General features: G+C 70.1%; 17 protein-coding genes. 8 read left to right on the top strand and 9 right to left on the bottom strand.

Translation table 11 applies throughout. From position 1 onward, the window contains the following. Positions 1-14: 14 nt before the first annotated feature. On the bottom strand, positions 15-641 hold the full coding sequence (locus QE405_RS05205; RefSeq protein WP_307199151.1) for a hypothetical protein: 627 nt from the start codon (positions 639-641) through the stop codon (positions 15-17). Positions 642-837: 196 nt separating this feature from the next. Between QE405_RS05205 and QE405_RS05200 the strand changes: the two genes are divergently transcribed. After that, positions 838-1137, top strand: coding sequence for a hypothetical protein (locus QE405_RS05200; RefSeq protein WP_307199150.1), 300 nt, complete (start codon positions 838-840; stop codon positions 1135-1137). A gap of 213 nt (positions 1138-1350) precedes the next feature. Beyond that, positions 1351-2685, top strand: coding sequence for a hypothetical protein (locus QE405_RS05195; RefSeq protein ID WP_307199149.1), 1335 nt, complete (start codon positions 1351-1353; stop codon positions 2683-2685). A 33-nt stretch (positions 2686-2718) separates the two neighbouring features. Here the strand turns inward: QE405_RS05195 and QE405_RS05190 are convergent, their stop codons facing one another. Beyond that, positions 2719-4797 (bottom strand): TerD family protein, encoded by a 2079-nt coding sequence (locus QE405_RS05190; protein ID WP_307199148.1) that lies wholly within the window; start codon positions 4795-4797, stop codon positions 2719-2721. A 183-nt stretch (positions 4798-4980) separates the two neighbouring features. On the opposite strand from QE405_RS05190, the gene QE405_RS05185 reads away from it, so the two are divergent. Next, on the top strand, positions 4981-5730 hold the full coding sequence (locus tag QE405_RS05185; RefSeq protein ID WP_307199147.1) for a DUF4839 domain-containing protein: 750 nt from the start codon (positions 4981-4983) through the stop codon (positions 5728-5730). Positions 5731-5966: 236 nt separating this feature from the next. Here QE405_RS05185 and QE405_RS05180 read toward each other — a convergent pair whose 3' ends face one another. Next, positions 5967-6413 (bottom strand): DinB family protein, encoded by a 447-nt coding sequence (locus QE405_RS05180; RefSeq protein ID WP_307199146.1) that lies wholly within the window; start codon positions 6411-6413, stop codon positions 5967-5969. A 401-nt stretch (positions 6414-6814) separates the two neighbouring features. Between QE405_RS05180 and QE405_RS05175 the strand changes: the two genes are divergently transcribed. Beyond that, complete coding sequence (locus QE405_RS05175) at positions 6815-7366, top strand: hypothetical protein (RefSeq protein ID WP_307199145.1); 552 nt, start codon at positions 6815-6817, stop codon at positions 7364-7366. On the opposite strand, the gene QE405_RS05170 is transcribed toward QE405_RS05175, so the two are convergent. Beyond that, positions 7363-8319 carry a helix-turn-helix domain-containing protein gene (locus QE405_RS05170; protein WP_307199144.1) on the bottom strand — a complete coding sequence of 319 codons (957 nt, stop codon included), beginning with the start codon at positions 8317-8319 and terminating at the stop codon, positions 7363-7365. The genes QE405_RS05175 and QE405_RS05170 overlap by 4 nt on opposite strands. Positions 8320-8431: 112 nt before the next feature. On the opposite strand from QE405_RS05170, the gene QE405_RS05165 reads away from it, so the two are divergent. Beyond that, positions 8432-8947, top strand: coding sequence for a group I truncated hemoglobin (locus tag QE405_RS05165; RefSeq protein ID WP_307199143.1), 516 nt, complete (start codon positions 8432-8434; stop codon positions 8945-8947). Positions 8948-8971: 24 nt separating this feature from the next. Here the strand turns inward: QE405_RS05165 and QE405_RS05160 are convergent, their stop codons facing one another. Genes QE405_RS05160 through QE405_RS05150 form a run of 3 tightly spaced genes read right to left on the bottom strand, consistent with a single transcriptional unit; the run spans position 8972 to position 10793 of the window. Beyond that, positions 8972-9202, bottom strand: coding sequence for a ferredoxin (locus QE405_RS05160; RefSeq protein ID WP_307199142.1), 231 nt, complete (start codon positions 9200-9202; stop codon positions 8972-8974). 53 nt (positions 9203-9255) lie between these two features. Beyond that, positions 9256-9777 carry a VanZ family protein gene (locus QE405_RS05155; protein WP_307199141.1) on the bottom strand — a complete coding sequence of 174 codons (522 nt, stop codon included), beginning with the start codon at positions 9775-9777 and terminating at the stop codon, positions 9256-9258. Positions 9778-9818: 41 nt separating this feature from the next. After that, positions 9819-10793 (bottom strand): helix-turn-helix transcriptional regulator, encoded by a 975-nt coding sequence (locus tag QE405_RS05150; protein ID WP_307199140.1) that lies wholly within the window; start codon positions 10791-10793, stop codon positions 9819-9821. A 92-nt stretch (positions 10794-10885) separates the two neighbouring features. Between QE405_RS05150 and QE405_RS05145 the strand changes: the two genes are divergently transcribed. Together QE405_RS05145 and QE405_RS05140 are read left to right on the top strand one after the other, a co-directional pair. After that, positions 10886-11311 carry a VOC family protein gene (locus tag QE405_RS05145; RefSeq protein WP_307199139.1) on the top strand — a complete coding sequence of 142 codons (426 nt, stop codon included), beginning with the start codon at positions 10886-10888 and terminating at the stop codon, positions 11309-11311. A gap of 109 nt (positions 11312-11420) precedes the next feature. After that, on the top strand, positions 11421-12320 hold the full coding sequence (locus QE405_RS05140; protein WP_307199138.1) for a DUF4262 domain-containing protein: 900 nt from the start codon (positions 11421-11423) through the stop codon (positions 12318-12320). A 1-nt stretch (position 12321) separates the two neighbouring features. On the opposite strand, the gene QE405_RS05135 is transcribed toward QE405_RS05140, so the two are convergent. Together QE405_RS05135 and QE405_RS05130 are read right to left on the bottom strand one after the other, a co-directional pair. Continuing rightward, entirely contained in the window at positions 12322-12693 is a 372-nt protein-coding gene (locus tag QE405_RS05135) for a DUF2256 and DUF3253 domain-containing protein (RefSeq protein ID WP_307199137.1), read from the bottom strand. 94 nt (positions 12694-12787) lie between these two features. After that, entirely contained in the window at positions 12788-13399 is a 612-nt protein-coding gene (locus QE405_RS05130; protein ID WP_307199136.1) for a TetR/AcrR family transcriptional regulator, read from the bottom strand. 150 nt (positions 13400-13549) lie between these two features. Between QE405_RS05130 and QE405_RS05125 the strand changes: the two genes are divergently transcribed. Continuing rightward, positions 13550-14338 (top strand): SDR family NAD(P)-dependent oxidoreductase, encoded by a 789-nt coding sequence (locus QE405_RS05125; RefSeq protein ID WP_307199135.1) that lies wholly within the window; start codon positions 13550-13552, stop codon positions 14336-14338. Positions 14339-14353: the final 15 nt, after the last annotated feature.

Genomic DNA, 14353 nt, shown 5'->3' with positions numbered 1-14353 from the left:
CAGCACGGCCTCGTCTACGACAGCCCGACGAACAAGCCTTTACCCGCCGCGAAGGACCCCAGGCGCTCTGCCTGCCGACGTGACGGACGAACGACGAACGGGCGAAACACGCCAGCGTCGCGGACTTTCTCCAGTGTCTTGTAGAGGCCCAGGTACTCCTCGCCGGTGTAGCGGCCTGTCCCTGTGGCGATTGGGCAGATGGCCACCCGGTCGGGACCGTTGACTCCGTCGAAGAATCCAAGTTCCCATGGCATCCACCGGGACGTGGATGCGTTCTGAGAGGTGGCGTAGACAAGCGACCGGCACCTTTTCATCCGCTCGCGAAGGTGGGCGGCGGTGGTCGCATTGACCTTGGTCCTGTCCAGTTGAGGGTCCTCGATCCAGTCCACGTAGACGCTGAGGCCATCGGCTTCAAGTACCCGCTTCAGGCCGACGATCAGCATCGCGTCGCGGAAGCTGTGGCTCAGGAAGACGTCGAAGTTGCCCGCGGCGGCCTTCGAGAGCCGGGAAAGTTCCCACTGTGCCGCGCTCGCCGTCAGTCCACCGGCGCGTTGCCGGAGCTCACTTGCGGAAAAATAGGTCATTGGTTGCCTCCTGGTTGCGGCGACGAAGATGATCGGTGAGCCAAGTGCCAGTCGCACCGAGGCATGAAGTGATCACCGACTGTTGAGCTGGGACCAAGCCGACCATCGTCCCGGCGAAGACGGACCGGCTGGCGTCAGGACTCGAGCGAGCGCTAGGGCCTCGACTCGAACCCTAGGCCGCAAGCCCTCCCCGACGGGTTGAGACCGGCGAAACTAGGGGGCGGGTAGCCCGTGACTGGCGAGAGGATGAGCCATGACGACGCGAACATTGAATCACCACTGTCACCGCATACACCGAACAACGAGCGCGTACCTGCGGTGTAGATTCGGCAGAGACCTGACCGACTTCCGTGGTACCGGTCCGTACGTCGTATTGCACCTGTTCCGCATCGGCTACGAGCGTTCCGACCGTGTCCACGCGGAGGCGTTCACCAACGGAGACGAAGCTGTAGAGCGCTTGGCGGGGATTGCGGCACTGCACAACGCGCAGGGGAAGTGTTCGGGCACCTGCACCGGCAAGGCGTATCTGGTGACGACGCGGAACACTGCGTGAAGTGTTTGGTTGGCCGACTCAGGGCGTTGTTCCGACGAATTGTCGTTAGTTGTTGGAACAATCTGGATATGAGTCGTAACCGTGACGCGTGCGGCCAGGACGTGCCCGCGAAGGGCGGTGAAGGCTGTTCCTCCCTCCACACCCGCAGCGGCAACGCCGAGGTACCTTTCGGTCAGCGCCGCATCCCGGATGCGGTGCTCTGCTGCATGCCGCTTGACCATCAGTCGGGTCAGTCCAATTCACAAGACCTCCAGCGGGCTCCCGGACTCGGCGAGCGCCGATGACGTTAAGCTGCGCGATTGCCCGCAGACCGTGAAAGACCGGTACCTGCTCTCGGCGGACGTGTACAAGTACTGGCAGATCGACTTCCAGAATGGGACGATACGGATCGTTACGCAGGATGGTCGGGACGTCGAAGAGGAACTAGAAGCGAAGTACCGACCGCAGCAATCCCCGATTGCGCGCACCATCTTCGACTGGGAGCAGTGGTGGATTTGGTCGATCACCACACGGGACGACGTGATCATCACGGAGGGGTTCAACCCGAACTCTTCGCCACCGTTCAGCGGGCGACCGTCTGTCTACCTTAACCGAAATCACTGGCGAACCGTCTCGGACGCTTTGCACGACCCGACCCGGGTGGAGAATGCTGACGAGCGCCGTGCCGCACTCGACCTGATCCGGCTGGCCCGGGACGCTGGCGTCGTCATGCCGTTGTCGATGGGACACCTGCTAGAGACGGCCGGCCTGCACGGCGACCGCCGTTATGAGGTCGGGGTGACGATGGCCCGTCTCTCGGCTGGGTGGCAGATCCGGAACCCGGTCGACCTTCGGAAACAAGAGGCAGAGTTGACGATCCGGGCTCACCTCGGACTGACGGCGGGTGCCCCCGTTGTCCACCCGATCGTGACCGAACCGGGGGCCTTGTACGGGAGCGACACGACGTTGGGCATCTCCGACGAAACCTCCGACGCGGACAAGTTTCTGGCGATGTTGACGATGCCGAACGTCCTCTTGTCGATGCTGCTAGATCCCGAGCAGACGCCGAAACATCCGCTGACCGCATGGGTTGATCACCACGCCCGGATCACGTCCCAAATTCGCCAGGAGAACTTGCCGAAGGAGAAACGTAGGGCAACGGCTCGACGCCGCTACTGGAACGAGAACATCGGCTTCTACGCGGCTGCTTACCGACGGTTAACGAATAGCGCAGACTTCCCGTCGTTCAGCGATCGCGAGTTGGCCACATTGCTATCGGGTTCACCGATGGCGGGGCTGGTGTCGGAACTCTTCGTGCGACGGTTCGTCGATCACATGAGCAAGTGGCGTCGAAACGACCTGATCGACATGTTCCACCTGTCCAGCGCTGCCGCATACGCCGACTACGTGTGCGCCGAGGCGCACACCGGGCGTCAACTCCGCGACGCCCAGAATGCGCTGCGCCGACCGGCCACCGTGTTCACTTCCTTGAACGATCTGGTGACGGCTGTTCGTGGGGGTGGGGCGCGTGCGGAGGCCGAGTGCCAGCCGGATGGGTCGGGTTCCTAGTGATTCTGCTGCGGACTCGCATCGTGCCGCCGCCTATGACGCCCCCACCTTCGCGACCCACGGCCGCAAGTGCTGCACCACATCGGCGTAGAACGTCGTCGTCGCGCCCTTCACGCTCCCGATCAAGGTCCCGGTCCCGGCCGCCCGCTTGCTCCCCAGCGGCACCTCGAGCGAGATGGTGAACGCCTTGATCTCGCGCTGCTCCTCCGGCACGAGGCACGACGGGTCCTGCCGTGCCTTCCCCAGCAACGCTGCGGTCGAGACCGCTCGCGGTCCTGCCATGTGCGCCTCGATCCGGATGGAGTCCTTGGCCTCCTCCGGCAGCTGACGCAGCAGCCAGTTCACCCGCGTCAGCGGCCGGGTGTCGCCCCGTGGCGCCCCGATCGTGATGGCCGCACTCGCCTTGTCCGCGCGTAAGTCAGCACCGACCACCAGTACGTCCACCGCCCCCGGCACCTTCAGCCGACCGAACATCAGTCCCGAGTCGGCAAGCTGCTGCCGGCGGCTCGCGTGATCCGGCGCCTCGCGAGGCGCCAGCGACTGCACCTCGACCCCGAGCAGCCCCGTCATGTGGTGGCCCAGGTGCTGGATCAGCTCGTCGAACCGAGCGCTGATCTCCCCCGTCGCCTTGTCCGAGGCGCGCGCCGTCTTCGACTTCACGGCGTCCCGCAGCTTCACCCAGCTCGGCCCCATGTCCCCCAGACCGCCCATCCCGGACCGCGCGTGGGACATGTACCGGACGAACTCCTCCAGCACCTTCCCCTGAGTGGCATCGGCGACGCCGCGGTGCCGCGCGGCGAGGACGGCCTCGGCACGGATCTGGTCCCACGACAGGTGGTGCAGCGACACCTTCCGCAGCTTGCGTCGGTCGACCGCCACCGGGTGGTCGGCATCGCCGCCGGCCAGCTCGTTGCTGATGGTGATCACGGCGTCGTACCCGCGCGCCCGCGCGATCTCGACGTACTTCTCGATCTGCTCCGCGTTGAGACGCCCCGTGGAGGTCTTCACCTCGACCAGCGCGGTCCACTCGCGGGCGCCGCGGCGTACCTGGATGACGCCGTCGGGGCGGTACGCCTCCTCGTCCTGGCCGAACGGCACCTCGATGTACGTCGTGATGGTGCCGCGCGGCGCACCGCAGCGGCCGGTGAGCGCGGCACCGAACTCCCGCACCATGCTCATGACAGCGAGCAACGCCGACGTGGCGCGACGCTCCTGCTCCTCCCCGCTGCCGATCCCCGCCACGGGGAAGAGACGCGCGGCCTGCCAGTCGTTGCCGTCGTCGGCCGGGATCGACGCGTTCCAGTCGGCCGGGAGGCGCGGCGCCCGCGTCGGACGGCGTACCGAGACCGAGCGCTTGGCAGGCGTGGCGGGTGTCGCCGCACCCGGGTCCTCCTCGACGACCTCCGGCATCGGCGGCGCCGGAGGGGCGACCACGTCCGCGGCCGGCGCCGGTTTGGCACCCGCCTCCTCGACGACGGCGGGGGCCTCGCTCTCCTCCGACTCCTCGGCCTCCTCCGAGACGTCGACGCCGTGCTCGGTGACGAGCGCGGCGAGGCCCTCCTGGTAGCCACGCCCCACCGCGCGGATCTTCCAGTCCTCGTCGCGGCGGTAGAACTCGCCGAACACGAGCGCACTCTCGGTCGTGACGTCCTCGATGACGAAGACGAGGAGATCGGCAGCATCCGAGCTGCGCTGCAGCCGCAGGCGCACGCCGGCGGCGTCGCCGAAGGTACGGCCGGTCGACGCGTCCAGGCTCGCGGCGACGACGATGCGCTCGATCTCCTGGGGTACGTCGTCGAGCTCGAGCGTCACGACGTCGGACGACCATCCGACCGCGGCTTCGTCCGAGTCGGGCTCCGACACGAGCTTGTCCCGCAGGTGCACGGCGCCGTTCAGCGCGATCGGCTGGTTGTAGAAGACGAAGTCGGCACTCGACCGCACCTTGCCGGACGCGTCGAGCAGCAGGACGCTCACGTCGGCGTCGATCGTCTCGCCATCGTGCCCGCGGCTGTCGAGGAACACGGTGAGACCGCCCAGCTCGCCGCCGAGGTCCCTGATGGCGACGTTGGCGCCCTTGCGCAGCTCGCGCGGTTGGGGTGTGACGTCGGTCATGGGGCGACGATCGCACGCGGCGCTGCTGCTGCGGAGTCGTTTCCGAAATTCGACGAGACCACGACACACCCGTATCTCGCGGGGGCTGTCGACCCCTCGCAAGCAGTTGCGGCAAGCGACAACCAAGCCGTCCAGCACGTCCCTAGAGTTCAGCGCGACAAGCTTGCGACGCCTGGGGGCACGATGAACAACAACCTGCGCTACGAGTCAAAGACGGTGCAGGCGATTCGCGGCACCGAGTCGAAGGTCGCGGCGAAGTGGGCAGGCGATGGCTGGGAGCTCATCGCCGAGGATCGCGGCGTCGTTCGCACCTCCCTGACTTTTAGACGCGCCCGGCCGCCGGTGCCATGGCGACTCGTGGCGACCGGCGGCGCGGGCTTGGTTGCGCTGGCACTGGTCATCGGAGTCATCGTCGCGTTCACAGCCGGCGGTGGAACGACCAACCCGTCGTCGTCGGCATCGCCTGCCTCCACTACTGACAACGGCCAGGACAATCAGAGCGGGACGACCTCGCCTCCCAGCACGCCGACCTCCCTACCCAGCGCAGCTGGTCCGCTCACAGCCGCCACCAGCCCCGAGTTCGCGGCACTGCTGGTGGTGAATGACTATTGCGATCCCAGCATCGGCGCGTTCGCCGCTCAAAATGCCGGCGCCATTCTCGAGTTTGACGCCTCGATCAACTCCATGACGAAACACGGTTCGTACGACACCCGCTACGACATCCTGGTCGCGGCCGGTGATGCTGGGACCAGCGCCAGTGCCGGCCCGGCGTTCAAGTTCGAGGACGTCGGGTTGGCGGACCTGAACCTCGCCGGTGACTACCCCGAGGCCATCGGGGAGGGAGACCTTCTCCGAGTCACCGCCACCGTTGGGCCGTTGGACCAGGCCCAGTGCCTCTTCTACCTCGACCCCGTCGAGACGCTGGTGCGTTGAGCCCCCTCGGAGATCCCCTCGGCACCCCCGTGAATCCATGCACTGCACGAGGGGCCGCAGGCGCTACTGAGTTCGAAGCAGTATCGCCACCCCTCAAGCATCATCAGACCGACCCGGGACGTCTCCTGCGGACTCCGGTTCGATGGGTGGGGGCTCCCTCAGAGAGCGCGTGAGATCACTGAGCACACGTCGGCTCAGCGATCCACCGCGCTAATTTCCGGCCGCGAAACGCGACATCACGAGCCCGCGACACTCTTCTCACCCAGCAGCGCCAGGTCGCGCCGTACGTAGCGCAGGTGCGCCCACTCCTCCTCCAGGATCACGCGCACGCAGTCCCCCACCGTCGGCTTCCAGTCGTCGCCGCCCCACGGGTTCCGGCGCTCCTCGGCCAGCAGCTCCGGCGTCGCGGTCGCCAGGAGCTCCGTCACCATCGCCTGGCGCTCGGCGCGCACGGCAACGACCTCCTCAAAACCAGGCGTGTCCGTCCGGAAGATCGACATGTCGAAGCCCATTTCCCCCGCGCCGGTGAAGATCAGCCCGAGCTCGTGGAACGGCTGCTCGACCCCGAGCACCCCGCCCCGCAGCCACGCGTCGGTGGCCAGCACGAGGTGGCGCAGGGTCTCGACCAGCGACCACTCGTCCTCGACGTGCGCATCCAGCAACGAGGGAGGCGTCGACGCCACCGTCTCCGCCCACGCCGCCTGCACCGCCTCCCACCCGCGGTGCGCAGCCCCTCGGGGTCCTTCGCGTTCTGCAGCTCCCGCCCCGGGAACCGGCAGTTGAGCTCGGCCTCCACGAGCGGTACGACGTCCACCCCGTTCACGAGCAGCCTGCCGAACATCAGGTCGTGGCTGTCGATGTCGAGCCCGTCCAGGTCGACCCCGCGCATGGTCATGCCGCTGACGTCCGAGAAGCGGATGGTCGCCCCCTTGAGGCTCGACCGCACGAACCGCGCGCCCTCGAACTCCTTCGTGCCGGAATAGGTCGTCATCGCACCCCACCGCCTCGAGACTGTGCCGACGGCCAGCATCCGAGCCACCTCGACCACCGTCAAGGGCCCCCACCCCCGGCGTACTGTCGCCCCATGGTCACCGCCGCTGAGCTCGCAGCCGAGGTACGTCGCGCAACGGCGAACACGCCGTACATGGTCGCCGACGAGACCCCCACCGGATTCACGGTGCAGATCGACATCGTCGACCAGCAGTGGTCGACGCTGATGAAGCGGAAGTCGCTCGAGTCGTCCTTCCAGCACCTCGTGACGGTGGACGCCGCGTCCGACACCTACACCGTGACCGACCGCCAGACCACGGTCACGTGGGAGGCCGGGCTCGATGCCGGCGGCGTGCCCCGCCCCGTGCTGCGCGCCTCGAAGTCCGTCCAGCAGGGCATGGTCGTGTCGAAGTCCTTCCGCAAGGAGGTCGGCATGGACGACGACGGCAACGTCGGCGCCGTCGTCGGCTACTCCTTCGACTCCAGCGAGGGCAAGCGGCTCATCGACGGCCCGGCCCAGCACCTCGGGCTCACCAAGAAGATGAACAGCACGGCGAAGGTCGGCCTGACCGTCGCGGCGGTCGCCGTCGGCGGCCTTCTCATCGGCCTGGTCGTGCTGCTGATCGTGCTCGCGGTCGTCCTCTAGACCGGTACGAGGCCGCCCGCCAGCACGCCACTCCGCCGTAGCTCGGTGGGCGCCACGCCGAACCGTTGGCGCACCAGCCGGCTGAAGTGCGCGGGATCGTCGAAGCCGCAGGCGCGGCCGATCGCCGCGATCGACTCGCCCCGGTTCCCCGGGTCGACGAGACGCTCGTGGGCCAGGAGCAGCCGCTCCTCCCGGATGAAGGCGGCCACCGTCGCCGGCTCCGGCTCGAACAGGCGGTGGAGGTAGCTCACCGAGATCCCGCAGGCGGCGGCGACCGACGCCGGCGAGAGCCGAGGATCCGTGAGGTGGTGGAGCACGAGTGCTCGGGCGACGTCGACGAGGACCTCCCGCGGGCTGGGGGGCTCGCCCAACGGGGCCAGCGCCGAGACCAGCGCGACCAGCGCCCGCTCGAGACCGGCGGCTCGACGGTCGCCCACCGACGTCGTGTCCCACGACGACAGCGAGGTCACGAGCCGCCACACCAGGGCCTCCACCCCGCGGCCGCCCGGCCGCGGTCGCACGGTGAGGTCGCGGTAGTCGTCGGCGCCGAACGCCAGCAGGTCCTTGGGCAGCATCGCGATCGAGTAGTCGAACGGGCCGTGGCTGCAGAAGTCGAACGGCCGCTCGCTGTCGTAGAGCAGGAAGTCCCCCGGCAGGAGGGTCGCCACGCGGCCGTCCTGCTCGACGGTCGTCGCACCCCGGTGGAGGAACACGATGCTGAGCACGTCGCGGTCACCGCTCCGGCTGATGTCGCACTCCCGCCGCTCGAAGCGGTGCTCGGTGCCGGCGATCCGTCGGACGCCGACGTCGGCGACCTGCGCGCTTCGGATCCGCCCCTGCAGGCCCTCGCGGGACGGCACGGTCGTGCGCAGCGGCACGAAGCGGTCGGAGACGCTCGCGACCCAGTAGTCGTAGCGCTCCCGTGCCGGAACGGTTCGGGTGTCGACGTCCACCCGAGGAGTGAAGCACAGCGGCGGCGTCGCGTGGTTACCGTCACATGACAGGACTTGTCGATCCGTCGACAGTTGTTGACGCATTTGTTCCGTCACTTTCATCGTCGGACCCATGACCGACACCACCGCCACCCCCGAAGCCACCACGCCGGCCGACGACGCCAGCCTGTACGACCGCCTCGGCGGCCTCCCGACCGTGAAGTTCCTCGCCGCGATCCTCGTCCAGCGCGCGATGCTCAACCCGACCATCGGCCACATCTGGAACCACAAGACCCAGGCCGAGGTGCAGGAGGAGATCAGCGGGTTCGTCGAGTTCCTCGGGGAGCACTGGGGCGGGCCGCACACCTACACCGGCCCCGACATGGCCACCGCGCACCGCGGCATGGGCATCACCGAGGAGTACTGGGACGCGCTGTTCAACGACATCGTTACCCCGGCCTACGAGGAGTTCGGGCTGCCCGAGCGCGAGGCGAAGGAGATCGACGACTTCCTGCGCTCCTTCAAGCCCGTCGTCGTCGGCAGCCCCACCTTCAAGGAGGTGCTGCAGGCCAACCCGGGCATGGACATCATGGCGGGGATGGAGAGCGTCGGCGTGCAGTGGCCCGCCCCCCGCTCTGCCGCGAGCTGACCCGCGCGGCCGCGCCCGGCGCCCTCAGGGAGCGTCGGGCGCGGCCGGCAGCACCAGGATGGCCTCCACCGGGCAGGCCTCGACGGCCTCCTGCAGTGCCGATCGCGCCTCGGGCGAGTCCGCCAGCGGGAGGCGCGGCCTGGCCCGCACGCCCACGAGCTCGAACGACTCCGGCGCGATCTCGACGCAGATGCCCGACGAGATGCAGCCCCGTTCGACCCGCACCTCCACCGCCGACCCTTGCTCGTTCGCCATGTCCTGACCTCCGTCCACGCTGCGGCCCCCGTCGGCCCCACCCTCGGAGGGGGTCAGGGACGCGTCAACGACCGTGGACGGATCGTCAAGCGCGACCCCGGGCCCACCGGACCGGCGAGCCGCAGGGCCACCACCCCCAGCGCCGCACCGAGGGCGACCCCGATGGTGTTGGAGAGCCAGTCGTTCGTCGAGCAGGACCGCCCGAGGGCCGGCGCCAGGGCCTGCACGGTCTCGATCAGTGCACTCAGCGCGCTACCGGCGACCGCCACCAGCAGCGGGCGCCGGGTCGCCACCGCGGCGAGGAGCACGGGCGCCACGAACAGCACGACGTTGGCCGCGAGCTCGACGCGTCCCGGGGTCGGCATGGTCCACGCGACCTCGCACCGCTCGAAGGCTCTCCGGTCGGTCGGGAGCATCGTGAGGACCACGACCGGCACCGTCGCGAGGCCGGTCAGCACCCAGGCGGCACCCGGCCGGTGCGCCACCAGCCGTCCCACGAGCGGGCCGACGACGAGGAGGAGGGCGAGCGCCGTCGGCGACAGCCAGGGATGCTCGATGAGGAAGGTCGTGATCACGCGAGGACGCTACGGCCGATCGACGGGGCAACGGCTCCACCTCAGGTGCCGATCGAGCGTCCGGGAGTACCACATCCCGCCCGCCCACAGCGCTCCCCCACCCGCGCGAACGCCTCGCGCAGCGCGTCGGGCCCGACGACCTCGATCTCCGCGTCGTACCGCAGCACCGCGGCGACGACCCCCACCCACGACCACGACCCGACCGTCAGCCGCGTGCGCCCCTCGTCGAGCGCGACGGCGACGCCGTCCCCGACGTACGGCAGCACCTCGGCCAGCGGCAGCCCCACCACCACCTCGCCCGTGCACGGCCAGCCGACCCCGTCGGCGCTGCCCCGGAACACCCCGGTCAGGTACGTCGCGACGTCGCCGCCCGGCAGCTCCCGCGGCGTGAAGCGCGGGCCGTTCGGGGTGCGCGGCGCGATCCGGTCGACGCGGAAGGTGCGCCAGTCGTCGCGGTCGAGGTCGAAGGCGACGAGGTACCAGCGCCCCCGCCACGTCACCACGTGGTGCGGCTCGGCCCGACGGCGCTCGGCGTCGGCACCGTAGTCGAAGCGCAGCACCTCCCGCGCCCGCACGGCAGCCCCGACGGCGACGAGCACCGCCGGGTCCGCGTCGTCGGACGACCCCGGCGGCCGCACCGCCTCGACGCTCAGCGCGTCGATCCGGTGACGCAGCCGCGTCGGCATCACCTGGCGCAGGGTCCCGAGCGCGCGTAGCGCGTCGTCCCCGATCCCGGCCCCCGCCGTCGTCGCCACCTGCAGGGCCACGGTGAGCGCGACGGCCTGGTCGTCGTCGAACAGCAGCGGAGGCAGGTCGGCGCCCGCGTCGAGCCGGTAGCCGCCGTCCGGCCCCTTCACCGTGGCGATCCGGTAGCCGAGGTCCCGGAGGCGGTCGACGTCGCGCCGCACGGTCCGCGTGCTCACGTCGAGACGCTCCGCCAGCACCCCGCCCGGCCAGTCGCGCCGCGACTGCAGGAGGGAGAGCAGCGTCAGCATCCGGGACGACGTCGTGGGCATGCCCCGATGATCGCAGGAGAAGAGGACACAACCTGTCCTCATGGCGGTGGAGTGTGGTCCTCGTCCCCCGCACCACCACCGAGGAGAGACCCATGTCCGTCACCACCGTCACCCACGTCAACCTCCGCGGCACCGCCCGCGCCGCCCTCGAGCACTACCGCTCCGTCTTCGGCGGGGAGCTCGCCATCGCGACGTACGCCGACGCCCACGCCGTCGGCGACCCCGCCGAGGCCGACCACGTCATGTGGGGCCAGGTCGTCTCCCCGGCCGGCTTCCACGTCATGGCCTTCGACGTGCCGTCGGACCGCCCGTACGACGCCGGCACCGCGTCGTACTTCGTCTCCGTGCGCGGCGACGACACCGACGAGCTCACGCGCTACTGGGAGGGGCTGGCCGGCGAGGGCGCGACGGTGATCGTGCCCCTCGCACCGTCGGGCTGGTCGCCGCTCTACGGGATGGTCACCGACCCGTACGGCGTGACCTGGGTCCTCGACATCGCCGCGGCTCCCGCGGGGTGAGGGGCGGGGCCTCCGGCCCCTGTGGATGACGCCCGCCGGCGTCGGCCGATCCGGTGCACGCTTGCTGCTCCCGATCCGGGCCCGTCACGGCCCGCCCGAAGGAGGAGCGATGGCACCACGGGACACCCCACCGCGGGGACCCCGATCAGCCGGCGCCCGGCGGTGCGACTGCCACGCCTGTCGCCCGGCGGAGCACTACGACGAGCTCGACCGCCACGTCCTGGCCGGCGTGCGCGAGCACGGCTGGTCGGTGATGAGCGTCGGGGGCGGCGGGCCGTGCGACTGTGGGGACGGCGACTGCGGCCAGGACGACGAACCCGGCCCGGCGTTCGCCTACACGATCGGGCTGGGCCACAGCGCCGACCACCCCGAGCTGCTGATGTCGGGATTGGACCACGGGCTGATGAAGCGCTCCCTCGATCGCATCGCCTCCCGCGTCGTCGCGGGACACCGGCTCGCTCCCGGCGACCTGCTCGAGGACGTGCTCGCGGGGGTCCCCGTGGTCGTCGAGCAGGTCGCCGCGCACGCCCTCGGCGACACGGTGAGCTGGTCGGGGTGGTTCCACCGCCGCGCGCCCGCCGCCCTCGCCGTGGTGTGGCCCGACCGGCGCGGGGTGTTCGCCTGGCAGCCCGGCGCGCCCGCCGTCCTCGACGAGGAGCAACCGCCGACCTGGCGGGTCCCGTCGCCCCGCACGGGCGCCACGGCCGCCGAGCCGCCGTGGCCGTTCGACCTCCCGCCCGAGCACGAGGTCGTCACCTGCACCCACGTCGCCGAGCGCGGCGATGCCGTGCTCCGGGTGTGGCGCGGCACCATGGTCGGCTCCGGCGACCACTGGATCTTCGACTGCGGCGACCCCGACCACCAGCTCGACGAGATGGCGCTCGTGCACCTCGCCCACCTCGTGCGGGGCGCCCCGGGCATCCGCCAGCTGGGCGACCTGGCGACGGGGACGGAGGCGCGGCGTACCGATGCGGCCAGCCGGTGGGTGCGACGGCGCCACCGACGGTGACCTAGCGCCGGCGACGCACCTCGAACGCCCCCTTCGCCGTCGACGGGTCGACGACCTTCCCGCGCTGCACGATCTCGGCCTCTCCCCGTGCGACCAGGCGGCGGGCCGCGCGGCGAGCGGGCTCGGCGAGCTCCGCCGCTGCCGCCTCGTCGCCGTCGGCCACGGCGAGCGCGACGTCGGCGGGGTCGGCCGTGGACCCACCCCGCGAGATCCGCTGGAGCATCAGCGCCTCGAGCCGCTCGTCGACCGCGGTGATGCCGCGACGTCGGCATGCGGTGGAGCAGTACTGCACCTGGTCCCAGTCGCGCTCCCACTTCTTGCGCCACTCGATGCGGCGTCCGCAGGAGCGGCAGGTCTTGGGCTCCGGCGGCATGACGTCAGTGTCGCGCCCGCCCCCAACCGCCGGGTCGTGGTGCCAGGCCTGCGGAAAGTGGTGGGCTCACACCACGACCGGAGAAAGGCGGCGCTCAGCCCACCAGCAGCGGCACGAGCGTGCGCACCTCGGCGCGCAGGGCCTCGAGCGCCGCGTCGGGAGCGTCCGAGCCCAGGTAGGCCAGCAGTGCCTGCTGGAACACGCCGTCGAGGATCCCGTACGCCGCGTGCTGCGGCACCGTCACGGACCGTCCGCCGAGCTCGGCGTAGCGGGTCACGACCCGCCAGATCATGTCCTCGAGCGTGCGGTCGATCTGCGTGACGGCCTCGCGCAGGCTCTCCTCGAACATGCTCTGGGCGCGCAGGTCGTACCAGAGCCGGTGCATCGGCGCCTCGTCGACGATCGTCTCGCAGAGCTTCGCGGCGAAGGCGTCGAGCAGCTCGTCGGCCGACTGCGACGTGCTGACGACCCCGTCGTACCGGGTCACGCACGTCTCCTTGTAGTAGCGCACGCAGTAGACGATCAGCTCGAGCTTGTCGGCGAAGTAGTAGTGCACCATCCCGTGGCTGAACGCGGAGTTGGTGGCGATCTCGCGGAGCGACGCCTTGGCGTAGCCGAGCTCGCCGAGGGTGCGCAGCGCCGACTCGGCGAGGGCGCGCCGACGCACGTCGTGCTTGTCGACGGGGTTCACGCGGGTCGTGGCCATGGGTCCCTCCTGGTGCTCGACGGCCCAGCCTAGACCACTCCGGACAGACGTCCAGGATTCCTTGGACAGTCGTCAAGAAAAATCTTGACAACTGTCCAGAAGTGCCGTCAGTGTGATCGCCATCACCCCATCGACGAAGGAGTCGCACCCATGACCAACCAGGACCTCATCGGGCGCGTGGCGCTCGTGACCGGCGGCGCGCAGGGACTCGGCGAGGGCATGGCCCGTGCGCTGGCCGCGGCGGGCGCGACGGTCGTCGTCGCCGACCTGCAGGACGAGGCCGGCCAGGCGGTCGCGGCGAGCATCGGCGGGGTGTTCGTGCACGTCGACGTCACCGACGACGCCTCGTGGGAGGCCGGCATCGCCACCGCCGTCGAGCAGGCCGGCGGCCTCGACATCGTCGTCAACAACGCGGGCGTCGAGATCACCAGCCTCCTGGTCGACCTCGACCCCGCGCAGGCCCGCACCATGCTCGACGTCAACGTGCTCGGCACGGCCCTCGGCCTCAAGCACGCCTTCCGCGCCATGCGTCCCGAGGGCGTGGCGGGCAAGGGCGGCGTGGTCGTCAACATCGCCTCGGTCGCCGCGACCATCGCGTTCCCCGCGATCGCGGTCTACTCCGCGACCAAGTCCGCCGTGGACCGCCTCACCCGCGTCGCTGCGATGGAGAGCGGCGCCCTGGGCTACGGGGTGCGGGTCAACACCGTCTACCCGGGCCTCGTGCCGAACCAGATGGGCGCGAACCTCGCTGCCGACGTCGCCCGGATCGGGCTCTTCGGCTCCACCGACGAGGCCGTCGGCGCCGTCGTCGCGCAGACCCCCTCGGGCCGGCTCGCGAGCACCGAGGACATCGCCGCCGCCGTCGTCTTCCTCGCCTCCGACCAGGCGTCCTTCGTCAACGGTGCCGGGCTGCCCGTCGACGGCGGCATGGGCATGTGACCCGCGCCGTACCCG

It is taken from the genome of Nocardioides zeae (assembly GCF_030818655.1).
In the GTDB taxonomy this organism is placed as follows: domain Bacteria; phylum Actinomycetota; class Actinomycetes; order Propionibacteriales; family Nocardioidaceae; genus Nocardioides; species Nocardioides zeae_A.
This window is presented reverse-complemented; position numbering and strand designations above follow the sequence as displayed.